Origin of the sequence: Pseudoneobacillus rhizosphaerae (genome assembly GCF_917563885.1) — a bacterium.
Classification (GTDB): domain Bacteria; phylum Bacillota; class Bacilli; order Bacillales; family Cytobacillaceae; genus Pseudoneobacillus; species Pseudoneobacillus rhizosphaerae.
This window is the reverse complement of record NZ_CAKJTG010000008.1, coordinates 48,464-66,098: the sequence shown is the minus strand read 5'-3', so window position 1 is coordinate 66,098 and position 17,635 is coordinate 48,464. Positions and strand designations below refer to the sequence as shown.

Below are 17,635 nucleotides of genomic sequence, written 5' to 3'. Positions count from 1 at the left end.
TTTAACACCTATACTTTTGTTAACCTTTTCACAATTTTTGCAACTTCGTTAGCAATATGAATAATTTGACTTTCTGTATTATAAAGTCCAAAACTGAACCTGATAGAATTACGAATACGTTCGGAATCCTTACCATGCATCGCGACTAAAACATGAGATGGATCTATCGAACCTGCAGTACAAGCGGACCCACTAGATGCTGCGATACCTACTAAATCTAAATTAACAAGCATAGCTTCCACATCTGTTCCAGGGAAGCTTAAGTTTAATACATGTGGTAATGAATTTTCAAGTGAACCGTTTTGATGAAATAAAACTGAAGATTCCTCCAGATGTTTAATAAACATATTTTTAAAATTTATATATTGTTTTTGCTTTTCCAAAGTATTCTCTTGAGCAATTAACACCGCTTGTTTAAACCCAGCAATTGCCGCTACATTTTCAGTTCCAGGACGCCGTTTCCGTTCCTGTTCTCCACCAAAAAACCTTGGAGCAAGCAAAACGCCTTCTCTAGCATATAAATACCCAATTCCTTTTGGGCCATTTAGTTTGTGTGCGGACACTGACATAAGGTCAATTCCCAGATCGTTTACATCGATCGGGATAATCCCATAAGCTTGTACAGCATCTGTATGGAAGAATGCCTTTGATTCTTTCAAAACCTCAGCAATCTCTTTTATTGGCTGTATCGTTCCAACCTCATTATTACCATACATGATGGAAACTAGAATGGTATCGTCTCTTAAAGCCGCTTTTAGCTCAGATAAAGACACTTGTCCATTTTCATCAACAGCTAAATAAGTAACCTCATAGCCACGTTTTTCGAGTTGCTGACAAGTATGAAGAACGGCGTGGTGTTCAATTTGGCTAGTAATTACATGCTTGCCCTGATGTTGATAGCTTTCAGCAATACCTACAATAGCAAAATTATCTGCTTCCGTGCCACCACTCGTCATAATCACTTCAGTCGGTTTCGCACCGATGCTATTAGCAAAAATCACTCTAGATTCATCGATGACTCTACGCGCTTGACGTCCATAAGAATGAATACTAGAAGGATTTCCAAATGTATTTTTCATAACCTCGAGCATGACTTCCGCAACACTCGGATGAATTGGAGAAGTTGCTGCGTGGTCAACATAAATTTTTTCCATGATTGATTCCCTTCTTTCAATTTTAGAATGCACGATTGAAGGAGTAATTAATAATTGGTTCCAATAATAGCTTATTAAAAATGAGCCTAAATATAAAACATATAGGCGTCTGTATTTCCATCCTCTGTATGACTAGCTAAATCTTCTAATGTTGTATTATCTAATACATCTTTAACCGCATCACGAATTCGAATCCATAGCTCTCTTTTGGCAGGCTCCTCATCTTCAATACCTTCAACTGGACTAATCGGACCCTCAAGTACACGGATAATATCACCAGAGGTAATTTTAGAAGGCTCATCCCCTAATACGTATCCGCCATAGGCACCACGAATACTTTTTACAAGTCCTGCATTACGTAAAGGTGCAATTAGCTGCTCTAAGTAATGTTCGGATAAATCATTTGCTTGGGCAATAGTTTTTAGTGACATCGGACCTTCACCATGATTTTTAGCAAGCTCAATCATGATGGTTAAGCCGTAACGACCTTTAGTTGAAATTTTCACGAACTAACACCTCGATTAATATTTTTATTTAACGTATCTTGAGCTTTCCGTTTTCCTAATAAAAAATTTGTGACAAAATTGCATTGTGGCATTGCAAAACCAAATAATGGTCCAATAAGTAAACTCAGTAAAAAGGTTCCAAATGAAACAGGACCACCTAGTAACCAACCAATTAATAGGACAATGATTTCCATCGTACCTCGAATATATCCAACCTTCCAACCTGTGCGACTCGTTAAGGCAAGCATCAGGCTATCTCTTGGACCAGCTCCAAGCTTTGCAGAAATATAGAAACCCATTCCATAACAGGTAATCACTAACCCGATTAAAAACATAATTATTTTACCAATTAAACTACTCGGTGATTGGATAAAAGGAAGAAATAGATACATATCCATAAATATGCCGACCGATAGCATATTTAAAAAGGCACCTATTTGCGGAATTTTTTTTGTAAGAAGGGCTGACACTCCTAAAATTAATAAGCCAACGATAATAGACCAGCTACCAATTGTTAACCCGAATTGATAGTACAGGCCTACATGGAGGACATCCCAAGGGGTCGCACCTAGATTTGCTTTAAGTACAAGGACAAATCCTAACGTCATAATTAACAAGCCAAAAAAATAAATAAGAAATCTGGGAATAAGTTGCCGCTGTCTTATTGATTGCACTCTAGAATTCCCCCAATTTTGAAATGAATAATCCTATTAGACTTTAGACATTATAGCACAAACTCTTCCTAAAATATGCATTTAGGGTCTCATCGTGTTATGTTTAAGACAACTAAAATAATTAGGTGATGAAAAATGGAAAAACCTCTTGCTTTTCGCATGAGACCTAGAAAAATAGAAGAAGTGATGGGTCAACAACATCTCGTTGGCCCTGGAAAAATTATTCATCGCATGGTCGAGGCGAAACAACTGACTTCGATGATTTTATATGGACCACCAGGAATTGGGAAAACTTCGATTGCAAGTGCGATTGCTGGAAGCACTAGATATGCCTTTCGAACATTGAACGCTGTGTCTAACAATAAGAAAGATATGGAAATTGTCGTGGCAGAAGCAAAAATGTCAGGCAAGGTAGTACTTCTTTTAGATGAGGTTCATCGTCTTGATAAAGGGAAACAGGATTTTCTATTACCTTTTCTAGAGAATGGTTTAATTGTCTTAATTGGTGCTACCACTAGTAATCCCTACCACGCGATTAATCCTGCCATCAGAAGTCGCTGCCAAATTTTTGAACTAAAGCCTTTAGAGCCTGCTGATATTAAACAAACCATTATACATGCTTTACAAGATTCAGACAGAGGCTTAGGTCAATATGGGGTTACCGTTACAGATGATGCACTAAATCATTTATCAAGTGCCTCTGGTGGAGATGTTAGAAGCTCATTGAATGCCTTGGAATTAGCCGTTTTATCTGCTAAAAAGAATAATAATGGTGAAATTATCATAACTTTAGAAGACGCTGAAGAATGTCTCCAGAAAAAGAGTTTTACACATGACAAGGATGGTGACGGGCATTACGATGTCTTGTCTGCTTTTCAAAAATCGATCAGAGGTTCAGACGTAAATGCAGCACTTCATTATTTAGCCAGATTAATTGAAGCAGGAGATCTTGTTAGTATAAGCAGACGGTTATTGGTAATTGCTTATGAAGATATTGGATTAGCAAACCCACAGGCAGGAGCTCGGACACTTGCTGCAATCGAAACGGCTGAGCGGATCGGATTTCCTGAAGCACGCATACCTATTGCCAATGCAGTCATTGAATTATGCTTATCACCGAAATCGAATTCAGCTATTGCGGCGATTGATTTGGCACTTAATGATTTAAGGAAAGGAATTTCTGGAGATGTACCTAATCATTTAAAAGATGCACATTATCAAGGCGCTGCTAAATTAGGTCGTGGCATTGAATATCTATATCCACACGATTATGAAAATGCTTGGGTGAAGCAACAGTATTTGCCTAATGCGATTAAAAATAAAACGTACTATCAGCCTAAGAAAACAGGTAAATTTGAATTAGCATTATCAACTGTTTATGAAAAATTGTTGAAGTTGCGTAAATAAAAAAAAAGTCCCAGTAGCAGCAGCTAGTGGGACTTTTATTTAATCTATTAAGTTTTTAGTTCTCATCCTTCACACGGCGAATCTTAATTTCCGGTAACAATTCCCTAACAACATAGCTAGTCATTATTAACCCAGCAACCGAAGGTACGAATGCATTTGAGGATGGTGGCATTTTAGCTTTACGGATTTTGGCTTGATCATTCCCAACCTCTTTACGTACATCCTCAAGAATAACAATTGGACTTTCGTCTGAGAAGACAACTGGAATTCCTTTGCGGATCCCTTCTTTTCTTAGCTTTGTACGGATAACCTTTGCAATAGGATCCGTATGGGTCTTTGAAATATCGGCAATTTGAAACTTTGTTGGATCCATTTTGTTTGCCGCACCCATACTTGAAATAATAGGAATTTTCCGTTTCAAACATTCTTTCATCAAATGAATTTTATACATAATCGTATCTGAGGCGTCGACGACAAAATCTAAACCGTAGTTAAAAAATTCCTCATAGGTTTCTTCTGTATAAAACATTTTAAGAGCAATTACTTCACAATCAGGATTTATATCTTTAATCCGATCACGCATTAACTCGACTTTTTGTTGGCCAATTGTGGAAAGAAAGGCAATCGACTGTCGATTAATATTTGTAATATCAACATCGTCCTTATCAACTAGTACTAAACGACCCACTCCAGAACGAGCAAGTGCTTCAGCTGAAAAGGAGCCAACACCGCCAATACCAAGGACTGCAACCGTACTATTTTTAAGTATATCTATACCTTCCTTACCAATCGCTAGTTCATTTCTCGAAAATTGATGTAACATTAATCTCAACTCCATAAAAAATCTGAAACCTCTTTTTATCATTACCAGTAATGAATATACCATACTCATGCATAAAAACAAGTATATCTATGGGAATAATTTGATAATAAAAATAGTAGAAAACAAAAAAAACCTATGAGAAATTCCATAGGTTTTTGAATAGACATTATTAGAAGAGTCCCAATGGTGCCGTCGGTTGATTTCCTTGTTTTGAACCCGCACACAAGCAGGTGGGTGTTCTATTTCAGCTTCTGTAAGTCCCTACGAATGAGGGCATTTACGCTGCATGAAAACTCCGAACTCCCGTAGGAAAAATGTTGGTCAAAACATTAGGTAAAACAACGTACACTTCAGGACTCTTAACTTCTTAAATGTATAATACCATTTTTAAAAGAGCATTTCAAGAAAGCCTAAATGGAAATAACTAGTTTTTCTGAATATTTAATGACAAATGTAAGTCCTTTAATTGGTCAAGGCTTACTTCATTAGGTGCTTCCATTAATAAATCGCTTGCACTTGCCGTTTTTGGGAAAGCAATGGTATCTCTTAAATTTGTTCTTCCAGCTAATAGCATGACAAGACGATCCAGGCCAATCGCAATTCCACCATGTGGAGGTGTACCATATTCAAACGCCTCAAGTAAGAATCCGAATTGGGCAGTCGCTTCTTCTTTTGTAAATCCTAGCACTTCAAACATTTTTTCTTGAACATGACGTTCAAAAATCCGTAGTGAGCCTCCGCCTAATTCATACCCGTTGAGAACTAAATCATAAGCTTGTGCTCTAACCTTCGAAGGATCTGTATTTAAAAGTTCTAAATCGCTACGAACCGGCATTGTAAATGGATGATGTGCAGCGAAATATCTACCTGCTTCTGCATCATACTCAAGTAATGGCCAATCCGTAATCCATAGGAAATTGAAAATGCTTTGGTCAATCAAATTTAATTCTTTTCCTAATTTTAATCGTAATGCACCTAGAGAATCCGCCACAACATTCGCCTTATCTGCTACAAATAAGAGAAGGTCACCCACATTGGCCTCTAACAATTTCTTAAGGGTAGTTTGGTCCTCTTCAGTAAAAAATTTAGCAATTGGTCCTTTTAAGCCATCAGCCTCTACTTTTAACCAAGCCAATCCTTTTGCACCATATACACCAACAAATTCTGTTAAGGCATCAATATCTTTACGTGAGTACTTATCAGCAGAACCCGTAACATTAATTGCCTTTACTTGCCCACCATTTTCAACTGCCGCTGCAAATACTTTAAAGCTGGAATCTTTTGCAAATTCGCAAACATCTACAAGTTCTAAACCGAAACGAGTATCTGGTTTATCCGAACCAAATCGGTTCATGGCTTCTGTATAGGACATTCTCGGGAAAGGAGCTGATATGTCTAAACCTTTAACATTCTTCATCAATTTCGTCATCATCGTTTCCATCATTGCGATAATATCATCTTGGCTCATAAAGCTAGTTTCAATATCGATCTGAGTAAATTCTGGCTGACGATCTGCACGTAAATCCTCATCACGGAAACAACGAGCAATTTGATAATAACGCTCAAATCCACCTACCATTAAAAGCTGTTTAAATATTTGTGGTGATTGAGGTAATGCATAAAATTCACCTGGGTGAACGCGGCTTGGCACTAAATAGTCGCGTGCCCCTTCTGGAGTACTTTTTGTTAAAATCGGAGTCTCCACATCTAGGAAACCTTCACTATCTAAAAAGTCACGAATGGTTTTCGTTACTTGATGTCTCATTTTAAATGTTTCATACATCACTGGACGTCTTAAATCTAAGTAACGATAGTTTAAACGAACATCCTCTGATACTTCAGTTTTGTCAGCAATAACAAATGGCGTTGTTTTCGCTTCATTTATAATCGTTACTTTTTCAGCCTGGACTTCAATTCGTCCTGTACTTAAGTTTTCATTTACCGTTCCTTCTTGACGAGCAATGACTGTTCCTTCAATATCTAAAACGTATTCGCTACGAATTTTTTCAGCTATTTGAAGTGCTTCTGAAGAAACATCTGGATGAAACACCACCTGGACAATCCCCGTTCTATCACGTAAATCGATGAAAATAAGTCCACCAAGATCGCGACGCTTTTGTACCCATCCTTTTAAAGTGACTTTTTCACCGATCGCTGCTTCTGTCACTTCACCACAAAAATATGATCTTCCAAACATATTGTTTTCCCCCTTATTTTAAACTCTTTAACGTTTCAATAAATTGATTAAGCTGCACTTCCCTTTGCTCTCCAGTTGCCTGATCCTTTAGGTTAATGACTCCGTTATTTAATTCATTATCGCCTAGAACAGCTACAAATTTAGCTTGAAGTCGTTCTGCAGCTTTAAATTGAGCTTTTAGTTTCCGATCTAAATAATCTCGTTCTGCTTTTAAGCCATGTGAGCGTAGCCCGTGTAATAGTTTTACCGTGTAATCCTTAGCCGCATCGCCAAGGGAAATTAGATAACAATCTACGCTTTCATTTAGCGCCATATCTACTTTTTCAGCTTCAAGAGCAGCTATGAATCGCTCAATACTTAAGGCGAAGCCAATACCAGGGGTTTCTGGCCCTCCCATTTCTTCCACAAGACCATTGTATCTACCGCCACCACATAATGTAGTAATTGCACCAAACCCTTCAGATACACTCATGATCTCAAATGCTGTGTGGTTATAATAATCTAAGCCACGGACTAGATTGGGATCTACAACATATGAGACATCCATATCTGTTAAATATTTTTGTAGCTTTTCAAAGTATTCTCTTGAATAGTCATTTAAGTAATCTATAATCGCAGGTGCAGAGCTCATTAACTCATGATTGCGATCCTGTTTACAATCTAAGATCCGAAGTGGATTTTTTTCTATACGGTTTTGGCAATCTGAACAAAATTCATTAATTCTCGGTTTAAAGTGGTTGACAAGCGCTTCTCGGTGAGCACTTCTACTTTCCTTATCTCCAAGACTATTTACGACTAGCTTTAGTTTGTTTAAGCCCATTTCTTTATACAATGTCATCGCTAATGAAATGACTTCTGCATCAATGGCAGGGTCCGCACTTCCTAATGCTTCAATTCCAAATTGAACGAATTGACGATACCGTCCTGCTTGTGGTCGCTCATATCGAAACATTGGCCCTACGTAATATAATTTAACTGGCTGTTGGGCATCTCCAAACATTTTATGTTCTACATACGAACGGACTGTTGAAGCTGTACCCTCAGGACGTAATGTTAAGCTACGATTACCGCGGTCTGTGAAGGTGTACATTTCTTTTTGTACAATATCCGTTGTTTCTCCAACGCTGCGTAAAAACAATTCTGTGTGCTCAAAAATAGGGGTGCGAATTTCGCGATATAAGTACTTTTTACAGATTTCTCTTGCTTTTCCCTCGATAGCTTGCCATTTTTCAACTTGACCAGGAAGAATATCCTGGGTTCCTCTCGGAAGATTAATCGACATATCCAACGCTCCTTAAAATTAAATAAAATAAAAAAACTCCCGTCGCCTTGTATACAATACAAGGGACGAGAGTTATAGTTTCCCGTGGTGCCACCCTAGTTGAAGTCAAAAAACGACTCCCTCTTTAACAGTTAACGCCTGCGACGTTCCTTCCTACTAGCCTTAAATCGTTCAGAAAGAAACCTACGGAGTGTTCATTCATTAAGACGTCATGTAGAAATGCTTTCAGCCTAAGACATTTCCTCTCTTTTCATACGGTTCCTAATTACTATGCTCCATCATTGGTGGTGAATTATTGTTTATGTAATATTTATCTAATAATACGGAGCAACCGGGCTCTTGTCAAGAGCGATTTAGGAGCGCTCAAGCCTCTTTTTTAATTTTTTTACATCTCCAAGGGTTAAGCCAAATTCAGATGCGAGCTCATAGGTTGTTGAACTAGCTTCTTGTTGGATAAAATCATGAAGATCGACACCAAATAATTGATTTTCTGGAGAATTGACTTGGTAACCTCTGTTGCTCATTCTCATCCTTTTCACCATCCTAATCATACAGATTACAGAATTTCCTTTTAATATTGTTTCCAGTTCTTTAAAAATACTTACATCAAATTCAAAAAACTTATAAAAAGCTGATTAATATACTTTAAGAAATGAATTTTTGGAAAATTTACGGTAAACTGTATGTATCACAATTTTTGGAGGGGAGTTTGCTTTTGAAAAAGTTCATCTTAGCTCTTATATTTATCCTCTTTTTCGGAGGCATACCAATCTATGCCCCAGTTGCAAAAGCTGAAGGTAATCTCACAATCACGATTTCCACTGATTCATTAAATGTAAGGGAAGGTCCAGGCTTAAGCTATCGTGTTGTGAAACAGGTCTTTAAAGGAGAAAGCTTTACATTTGTAAAAGAGGAAAATGACTGGATTCAAATAAAGCTTTCAAATAACCTTTACGGCTGGGTAGCCAATTGGCTTGTCCAAAAAGGAAAAGGTCCGGAGTCTACTCAAACGCTATCTTCTCTAGGGACCATTACAGTAGATGGCCTTAGAGTACGAAATGGACCTGGATTAAACTTTCAAACGATTGGTCATTTAAACAACGGTGTACAAGTGTCAATTTTAGAAAAAAACGAAAATTGGACAAAAATCTCAAATAGCGAAATAGATGGTTGGGTTTCAAGTGAGTTTGTTTCCGTTACAAACGGACAAGCTTCCAATCAAATTAATGAATCTTTTGGGACAACAGCGATTATTACTGTAGATTCTTTAAATGTTAGAAATGCTGCCTCCCTTCAATCCAAAATAATTGGAAAGCTCCAAAAGGGAGAAAAAATTGAGATTGTTTCCTCAACTAGGGAATGGGTTGAATTTAATTTTAAAGGCCAAAAGGCATGGATAAGTTCACAATTTGTTGACTTAGCGCCGAAGGCAAATGTCCAAACGAATACTGGTAATGAGACAATAACTCCCGCTTCACCAACTGGGATCATAGGCACTGTTACCGCTAATGCATTAAACATCCGTAGTAAAGGAGATTTGACGAGCAAAATAGTTGGTAGCGTAATAAAAGGAAACACTTTCGCTATTTTAGAGGAAAAGAACAATTGGAGTAAAATTGAATATAGTCCTAAAAAATACGGATGGGTGAATACTTGGTATCTAGAAAAAACGATTCCAAAGTCTGACCCTTCTCAATCTCAGGTTGTAAAAGAAAGCTTCGTAACGATTCTCTATGATGGAACGAATATCCGAAAAGGTTCAAGCGTGCAGACACCCGTGGTAATAAGGGCAAATGCAGGAGATCAATTCGCTGTAAAAAGCCTTAAAGGCGAATGGTATGAGATACTTCTCGAGAATGGAACGACAGCTTTTATTGCAGGCTGGATTGTTTCGGTAAATGGTTCTGCACCACAGGTTGAAAAACCTGGTGCCGAAGGATATATAAAAAATAAAACGATTGTTCTTGATCCTGGTCATGGGGGTGGCGATAGCGGAACTGTCGGTGCGCGAGGGACACTTGAAAAAGAATTAACGTTAAGAACGGCTATTTTATTGTACGATAAATTACGGGCATCTGGTGCCAATGTCATTTTAACTCGAACGAACGATTCTTATTTTTCACTACGTTCCCGAGTTAGCACTTCCCAATATCATTCGGCAGATGCATTTATTAGCTTACATTACGATAGTATTTTAGATCGAAGTGTCCGTGGTATGACTACCTACTATTTCCATTCATTCCAAAGGCCACTTGCTGAAGCAGTCCATAGCTCAACTCTTGACCAAACGAAACTTAAAGACCGAGGAGCTCGTTTTGGCGATTATCATGTCATCAGAGAAAATAATCAAAAAGCAATTTTAATTGAGCTAGGATATTTGAGTAATCCAGCTGAAGAAACAACCGTTACTTCACCTCAATATCAAGAAATGGCTGCTACAGGAATTTTTAATGGACTAGCCAAGTTTTTTAAATCTAGTTTTTAATAATATCGAAAAAGCTGACCAAATTGGTCAGCTTTTTCATTTAATATTACTTTATTTTTTACTTTCAATTATTAGAGTAACAGGGCCGTCATTCGTCAATGAAACATCCATCATTGCTCCAAAGATTCCTGTCTCTACTTTTATACCTTTAGCACGCAATACAGAATTAAAAGTATTATAAATCTCTAAGGCATGCTCTGGTCTAGCGGCATCCATAAAATTAGGACGTCTTCCTTTACGACAATCACCATACAGTGTAAATTGAGAAACGGATAAAATTTCACCGGCTACATCTAATAGTGAATGATTCATCTTCTGATTTTCATCCTCAAAAATACGCAAGTTTACGACCTTTTCAGCAACAAATTCGATATCAGCAGAAGTATCGTCGTGGGTAACTCCAACTAGTAAAACTAACCCCTTCGATATTTGACCTGTTATCTTTCCGTCAACTGTAACACTAGCTTCTTTACTTCTTTGTACTACTACACGCATGATTTACTCCTAGTTCATGATTCTACGCACAGCGTAAATATCGGGAATCTGTTTAATTCTATCTACTACTTTTTGCAAATGGCTCACATTATGAATCGCTATAGACATGATAATGGTCGCCATTTTGTTGCGGTCTGAACGGCCAGAAACAGCAGAAATATTAGTCTTTGTTTCATTTACTGCCTGAAGTACTTCATTTAGTAATCCGCGTCGATCATATCCACTTATTTCAATATCAACATTGTATTCTTTCCGCTCATTTAACGATGATTCCCACTCAACAGGAATAAGACGAGATTGGGCTTCATTCGTTTCAATGTTAGGACAATCTGTTCTGTGTACGGAAACCCCGCGTCCTTTTGTAATAAAACCAGAGATTTCATCACCTGGGACAGGGTTACAACAACGCGATAACCTAATTAATAGATTATCAATACCAGAAACTCTTACTCCAGATTCCCGTTTTTTTGTATTTGGAAAACTCTTTAATTCCGAAACAGCATCTGAAATCGTTGTGACCTGTTCTTGATCCCGTTTTTTTCGAAGTTTTTCGGTTAAGCGATTGGCAACCTGTAAAGCGGTAATACCATTATAGCCAACAGCAGCATACATATCTTCTTCATTAGCAAAATTGAACTTTTCAGAGACTCTTTTAATATTTTCAAGAACGAGAATCTCTTTGATTTCAAATCCCATGCTACGGATTTCCTTTTCAACGAGTTCTTTTCCTTTATCAACATTCTCATCTTTACGTTGTTTCTTAAAAAAGGCACGTATTTTATTTTTGGCTTGTGATGTTTGCGCAAGCTTTAACCAATCCTGACTAGGTCCATAGGAATGCTTTGATGTCAAAATCTCTACAATGTCACCCGTTTTTAACGTATAGTCAAGGGTCACCATTTTACCGTTAACTTTTGCACCAATTGTTTTATTACCGATTTCCGAATGAATTCGATAAGAAAAATCGATTGGAACGGAACCAGAAGGCAGCTCGATTACGTCACCTTTCGGGGTAAACACAAACACCATATCCGAAAATAAATCGATTTTCAAGGATTCCATAAATTCTTCAGCATTAGCCGTATCATTTTGGAACTCTAATATCTCTCTGAACCAGCTTAATTTCTCTTCAAAGGATGATGTTTCATCAATATTCTTTCCTTCTTTATAAGCCCAGTGAGCAGCAACCCCGAATTCAGCAATTCGATGCATTTCAAAAGTTCGGATTTGTACCTCCAAAGGGTCTCCCTTAGGACCAATAACAGTTGTATGCAAGGATTGGTACATATTTGGCTTTGGCATCGCAATATAATCCTTAAAGCGACCAGGCATTGGTTTCCAACAAGTATGAATGATTCCTAAAATGGCATAACAATCCTTGATACTATTCACGACAATTCGTACCGCTAAAAGATCATAAATTTCGCTGAATTGTTTATTTTGAAGAACCATTTTCCGATAAATACTATAAATATGTTTAGGTCTACCTGATATATCAGCCTTTATATTAACTTCCTGTAATCTCACACGAACCTCTGAGATTACATCCTCGAGATATTCCTCACGTTCAGCCCGTTTTTTCTTCATCAAATTAACAATTCGATAATACTGCTGTGGGTTTAAATAACGTAATGCCGTATCCTCTAATTCCCATTTAATTTTAGAAATTCCAAGTCGATGTGCAAGAGGTGCAAAAATTTCAAGAGTTTCATTTGCAATCCTACGTTGTTTCTCAGAAGGTAGATGCTTCAATGTTCTCATATTATGGAGTCGGTCTGCCAATTTGATTAATATGACACGAATATCCTGAGCCATTGCGACGAACATCTTCCGATGATTTTCTGCCTGCTGCTCTTCATGTGATTTATATTTAATTTTTCCTAGCTTTGTTACACCATCGACTAACATAGCCACTTCATCACTAAAGGCTTCCTTAATGTCTTTAAGCGAGACATGAGTATCCTCTACAACGTCATGGAGAAAACCAGCAGCAACCGTTTCAGGGTCCATCTCTAGGTCTGCTAAAATCCCTGCAACCTGAATGGGATGGATGATATACGGTTCCCCGGATTTCCGAAATTGTTCACGATGAGCATTTTGGGCAAATTCATAAGCCTTAATGACCATTTCTACATTCTCATCGTTTAAATATTTTCTTGTTATGTCGATAACTTGTTCGGATGTCAACACGTTATCGTTCGCCATAGAATCACCTTTAAGTCGAATTATTTTTATATTAAATGCAAAACTACATTATGTTGTTCATATTTGAGCAATGTTCACCAGTAAAAAAGTGGATTGTATCTATTATCAAAAAAAAAGCAACGAAAGTAAAGGGAAAGCTATTAATTTTTACTTAAAATCTGGTTTTTTGTCGAAAAACATCGAATAAAAATATAAAAAGAGAGTACTCCACAAGAAGCACCCTCATAAATCATTAATATTTCATTAAAGTTAAGATATCATAACCGTCTAATTTATTGCGTCCATCTAGGTACGATAATTCGATTAAGAAGGCAATACCAGCTACCACTCCACCAAGACCTTCAACTAACTTGATTGTGGCATCAATCGTTCCACCAGTTGCTAATAAATCATCTGTAATTAAAACGCGTTGACCTGGCTTAATCGCATCCTTATGAATAGTTAAGACGTCTTTGCCATATTCTAAGCCGTATTGCACCTTAATGGTTTCACGTGGCAATTTCCCTTCTTTACGAACAGGTGCAAAACCTACTCCTAATGAATAGGCAACTGGACAACCAATAATGAATCCACGTGCTTCAGGACCGACCACAAGGTCAATTTGCCTTTTACTTGCGTATTCAACAATTTGATCGGTTGCATATTTGTATGCAGGTCCATTGTCCATTAGTGTGGTAATATCTTTAAACTTGATTCCAGGTTTTGGCCAGTCTTCGACGATTGTGATAAATTGTTTTAAATCCATTCTTCTTTTGCCTCCCTATTTTCCACAGACTCTTGAAAAATTGTATCGAACCAGTCTTTTAGTTGATTAAAAGACGAGTAAAGCAATTCTTTTTCAAGAGTAAATTGTGCTTGCCTTTGTTGATAGGTTTTAGATTCGGTTAAATCACGTTTAGGTGCAATTTTTTCCAAGGAAATTAATCCATTGTTTATTGTAGCAAAATCTAACTCAAAAAACACCTGTGACATAAAATCAATTGTTTCTTTGGACCAACCACGGTGTTTCGCTAAATCATCACCAAATCGTTTTAAATCAAATGGGGCCTTCTTTGCTAGAAATGCATAATACCATTTAAAGTGCTCACGAGTTGGCATAGTATTAAAAAATGCACTATCCTTTTTATAAAAAAGAGGATAGATTCTACCAGGCTTTTTCCCACAAAGCAATTCATTGACAATCTCTTTTGATGGTGGGAAATCAAGAAGTACGACATTTTTCTCATGAAGGTCGAGTATTCTAGCCTCTTCTTCATTTGAAATATAAGTTATTGAATCCTGTGAAAGCCATTTAGAAAATGTATCCTGGTACTCTTGATTAAAAACGATAAACTTAGTATCTGTGAGATTAAGGTTTTTAAACAACTGGCCAGCTCGATTATTTCCACGCCAATCAAAAAGCTGCCAATGTTCCACTGCCATATCCTGTAAAAATAATTGTGGTTTTTGAATATTATTCCATTCATTTATAGAGAGCTCACCGATAACCGAAATAGAGGATGTAGGTGAAACCTCATCATATAAACGCCCTAAGCCAAAACCAATTGTATCCAGTATAAAACCCTTTTTTTCAAGAGTGATTTTCAAGTGATTTTGATCAGATCCAATTTTTCGGAAATTAGAAATGCCTGCATCCTTTAAAAGCACCTTTGGCTTTGGATTTTCCATTCCAAAAGGGGCTAATAACAACATTTCTTTTACTGCATCCAGTTGTATTTCTTGAATTTCAAATTCGCCGTCAAGTTTTGTGACAGGTATAAGCTTATCTTCAGAAAGATGTTCAGCAGCTAACTCATTTAAACGTCTTCTCAGCTCTACTACATCATTGATATTCAATGTCATACCTGCTGCTGCAGTATGACCTCCAAAATGGGGTAAGATATCACGGCATATAGAAAGATTTTGAAATAAATCAAATCCATCTATACTACGTGCCGATCCTTTAGCAGTCCCTTTTTCATGGTCATAGGTTAATACGATGGTAGGTCGATAATATTTGTCTACTAACCTTGAAGCAACGATTCCTACAACGCCAGCATTCCAATTTTCTTTACCAATGACAATTACTTTTTGGTCACTAGAGAAGGTCTCTTCTACCAATTCGATTGCTTCTTCGGTAATCTCATTCACAATCGCCTGTCTTTTGCGATTCAAACCATCGATTTCATTAGCAAGTTCCATTGCTTCCTCTGGATCTTCAGTTAATAATAATTGAACGGCAGGTGCTGCGTCCCCTAACCTGCCGGCCGCATTAATTCTTGGCCCAATAGAAAAACCTATGGTTTCCTCAGTTATTGAAGACAAGTCTATGCTACATATTTTAAACAAGGCTCTTAACCCAATATTATTCGTACGCATTAATTTTTGGATACCAGCTTTAGCAATGAAACGATTTTCATCTTTTAATGGAACTAAATCAGCAATAGTTCCAATTACAGCGATTTCCAATAGATGTTCAGGAACTTGACCATAAAGCGCATGGGCAAGTTTAAAAGCAACACCCACACCTGCTAATTCTTTAAAGGGATAAAGACTATCCTCTAACTTTGGATGAATAATGGCAAAACAATCAGGCAATTCAGGTCCTGGTTCATGGTGGTCTGTTATGATTAAGTCGAGACCAAGTTCTTTTGCGAGCTTTGCTTCATTTAATGCTGAAATACCTGTATCTACTGTAATGATAAGTTTATATCCACTTTCATATGCATGACGAAAAGCTGCCTCATTCGGACCATAACCTTCAGTAAACCGATTTGGTATATAAAACTCAACATGTGCCCCCAAATCAGTCAGGGTTTTCATCATGACTGTTGTACTGCTAACGCCGTCTGCATCATAGTCACCAAAAATTAGTATCGGGTCTTGATTTTCAATAGCCTCTTTTATTCGTTTTACCGCTTTATCCATGTCTTTCAGTAAATATGGGTCATGGAACTTTTCTGTTCCAAATAAAAAATACCGTGCATCTTCAACGGTATCGAATCCGCGGTTGACAAGTAGCTGAGCTACTAGAGGTGTAATGTTTAGTTCTTTTGTTAAGGTTTCTACCAATACCTGGTCTGGTTTGCGAACATTCCATCTTGTTTTTGCTTTTAACATACGTTCACCCCTTAGCTTTTCCTATTATACAGATTGTTTTCTGGGGTTTCAATGAAAAAAATGTAGCAAATAGATTGCTACACCAGAAAAGCGGAAGCGCCCGTTTAGCCTCGTATGGACTGGAGCTCTCCTGACTGAGATAAAGGAAACACGAATCGCGTTATTTGCGATTCGATGTTGACTTATCCCCGGTCATGTAAAAATCCAAAAGCCGATTTTTACTCGGAGAGTGAAGTCCACTAGAGGCTGGGCGCTGGAGCTGGACAATTTTCAAAGCCAAAAAAGTTATACTTTCTTACTTTACAATAAAAGGCATTAGCCCATTTCATTGTATGGATTGATATGCACCAAAACATTTTGAACGTGAGCTGCATCTAATAGTTTCTTTTTTACGGCTTTTCCTATTAGATGACCTTCTTCTACAGAGATGTGTGGGTCAACAGCTATTTTCAAATCGATAATGACATAATGTCCATGTTCGCGAGCGTGCAATTCATTAATTTTCTTCACACCCGATACCTTTTCAATCAACTGACGAAATTCTTCTGTTTCTTCATCAGGCAACACATGATCCATTGTGTTATGGATTGACTCTTTACCTAATTTCCAGGCCGTTTTTATAATTAATAATGACACAAACAACCCAGCAATTGGGTCCGCATAGACAAGCCAATCGATATCCATTTTCCCACCGAGGACTGACGCACCAATACCAATTAATACTGCAAAAGAAGCATATACATCAGAGCGATGCTCGTGGGCATTTACAATTAATGCCTCACTCTTTAGTGCCCTACCTAACTTGATGTTATAACGGTACAAGACCTCCTTTACAATAATAGCAATTATTACAGCATATATTGCCATTAATTTTGGTGGAGCGGCTGGCTGAAAAAAAGCTTCAATAGAACCTTTTCCAATCTCAATGCCGACTAGCATTAATAGAACTGATACGACGATTGCCGCAATTAATTCAGCTTTCCCATGACCATAAGGGTGATCTTCATCAGGTGGCCGTTTTGATACCTTTATCCCATAATAAACAGCTAGTGACCCTGCAACATCGGAGGCAGAATTCACAGCATCGGCAATAAGTGCTCTACTATTTGCATAAGTCCCAATAATCCACTTAACAAGTGCTAAAAACACATTTCCAACTATACCCATTATGGCTGCAAATTCAGCCTTTTTAAAACGATCCTTTTCTGCCAAAGATAGACATCCTTTCTTAGTCAACATATTGTTAGTTTGACCTAATTGGAAGGATGACATTAAAAAAATTAAAAAAGCTAGCACGATTATGTGCTA

14 protein-coding genes, 1 other RNA gene and 1 other annotated feature are annotated in these 17,635 nt (G+C 37.5%); of the genes, 2 read left to right on the top strand and 13 right to left on the bottom strand.

The features are described from left to right. Nucleotides 1-8: 8 nt before the first annotated feature. The 3 genes from LRP83_RS08355 to LRP83_RS08345 form a co-directional block, all read right to left on the bottom strand. Nucleotides 9-1,154, bottom strand: a complete 1,146-nt coding sequence (locus tag LRP83_RS08355) for a cysteine desulfurase family protein (RefSeq protein WP_230496242.1) — start codon at nucleotides 1,152-1,154, stop codon at nucleotides 9-11. A gap of 86 nt (nucleotides 1,155-1,240) precedes the next feature. Next, complete coding sequence (gene cymR / locus LRP83_RS08350; protein WP_230496241.1) at nucleotides 1,241-1,660, bottom strand: cysteine metabolism transcriptional regulator CymR; 420 nt, start codon at nucleotides 1,658-1,660, stop codon at nucleotides 1,241-1,243. Continuing rightward, nucleotides 1,657-2,334, bottom strand: coding sequence for a YczE/YyaS/YitT family protein (locus LRP83_RS08345; protein ID WP_230496240.1), 678 nt, complete (start codon nucleotides 2,332-2,334; stop codon nucleotides 1,657-1,659). Before LRP83_RS08345 ends, cymR begins: the two co-directional genes overlap by 4 nt. A 135-nt stretch (nucleotides 2,335-2,469) precedes the next feature. On the opposite strand from LRP83_RS08345, the gene LRP83_RS08340 reads away from it, so the two are divergent. After that, nucleotides 2,470-3,741: a replication-associated recombination protein A gene (locus LRP83_RS08340; RefSeq protein ID WP_230496239.1), complete on the top strand. Its 1,272-nt coding sequence runs from the start codon at nucleotides 2,470-2,472 to the stop codon at nucleotides 3,739-3,741. 55 nt (nucleotides 3,742-3,796) lie between these two features. Here LRP83_RS08340 and LRP83_RS08335 read toward each other — a convergent pair whose 3' ends face one another. The 5 genes from LRP83_RS08335 to LRP83_RS08315 all read right to left on the bottom strand — a co-directional run bounded on the left by LRP83_RS08335 (nucleotide 3,797) and on the right by LRP83_RS08315 (nucleotide 8,573). Continuing rightward, a complete protein-coding gene (locus LRP83_RS08335) occupies nucleotides 3,797-4,564 on the bottom strand; it encodes a tRNA threonylcarbamoyladenosine dehydratase (RefSeq protein WP_230496238.1) in 768 nt (255 codons plus the stop codon). Nucleotides 4,565-4,737: 173 nt separating this feature from the next. Continuing rightward, nucleotides 4,738-4,924, bottom strand: a non-coding RNA gene (ssrS, locus tag LRP83_RS08330) — 6S RNA. A gap of 64 nt (nucleotides 4,925-4,988) precedes the next feature. Further along, nucleotides 4,989-6,761: an aspartate--tRNA ligase gene (gene aspS / locus LRP83_RS08325; RefSeq protein ID WP_230496237.1), complete on the bottom strand. Its 1,773-nt coding sequence runs from the start codon at nucleotides 6,759-6,761 to the stop codon at nucleotides 4,989-4,991. Nucleotides 6,762-6,774: 13 nt separating this feature from the next. Beyond that, nucleotides 6,775-8,043, bottom strand: coding sequence for a histidine--tRNA ligase (gene hisS / locus LRP83_RS08320; protein ID WP_230496236.1), 1,269 nt, complete (start codon nucleotides 8,041-8,043; stop codon nucleotides 6,775-6,777). Nucleotides 8,044-8,101: 58 nt separating this feature from the next. Beyond that, nucleotides 8,102-8,334 (bottom strand) — a binding site (T-box leader). Nucleotides 8,335-8,396: 62 nt separating this feature from the next. Further along, nucleotides 8,397-8,573: a hypothetical protein gene (locus LRP83_RS08315; protein WP_230496235.1), complete on the bottom strand. Its 177-nt coding sequence runs from the start codon at nucleotides 8,571-8,573 to the stop codon at nucleotides 8,397-8,399. 185 nt (nucleotides 8,574-8,758) lie between these two features. Here LRP83_RS08315 and LRP83_RS08310 point away from each other — a divergent pair, with 185 nt between their 5' ends. Continuing rightward, nucleotides 8,759-10,528: an N-acetylmuramoyl-L-alanine amidase family protein gene (locus LRP83_RS08310; protein ID WP_230496234.1), complete on the top strand. Its 1,770-nt coding sequence runs from the start codon at nucleotides 8,759-8,761 to the stop codon at nucleotides 10,526-10,528. A 51-nt stretch (nucleotides 10,529-10,579) separates the two neighbouring features. Here LRP83_RS08310 and dtd read toward each other — a convergent pair whose 3' ends face one another. From dtd to LRP83_RS08285, 5 genes are all read right to left on the bottom strand, one after another. After that, the gene (dtd, locus tag LRP83_RS08305) at nucleotides 10,580-11,023 is read right to left on the bottom strand and encodes a D-aminoacyl-tRNA deacylase (protein ID WP_230496233.1); all 444 of its coding nucleotides are present in this window, start codon (nucleotides 11,021-11,023) and stop codon (nucleotides 10,580-10,582) included. Between the two features lie 9 nt (nucleotides 11,024-11,032). Next, nucleotides 11,033-13,228, bottom strand: coding sequence for a RelA/SpoT family protein (locus LRP83_RS08300; protein ID WP_230496232.1), 2,196 nt, complete (start codon nucleotides 13,226-13,228; stop codon nucleotides 11,033-11,035). A 232-nt stretch (nucleotides 13,229-13,460) separates the two neighbouring features. Beyond that, a complete protein-coding gene (locus LRP83_RS08295) occupies nucleotides 13,461-13,973 on the bottom strand; it encodes an adenine phosphoribosyltransferase (RefSeq protein ID WP_230496231.1) in 513 nt (170 codons plus the stop codon). Next, nucleotides 13,964-16,327 (bottom strand): single-stranded-DNA-specific exonuclease RecJ, encoded by a 2,364-nt coding sequence (recJ, locus tag LRP83_RS08290; RefSeq protein WP_230496230.1) that lies wholly within the window; start codon nucleotides 16,325-16,327, stop codon nucleotides 13,964-13,966. The genes LRP83_RS08295 and recJ overlap by 10 nt, the downstream gene beginning before the upstream one ends. 315 nt (nucleotides 16,328-16,642) lie before the next feature. Beyond that, on the bottom strand, nucleotides 16,643-17,539 hold the full coding sequence (locus LRP83_RS08285) for a cation diffusion facilitator family transporter (RefSeq protein WP_230496229.1): 897 nt from the start codon (nucleotides 17,537-17,539) through the stop codon (nucleotides 16,643-16,645). Nucleotides 17,540-17,635 lie beyond the last annotated feature (96 nt).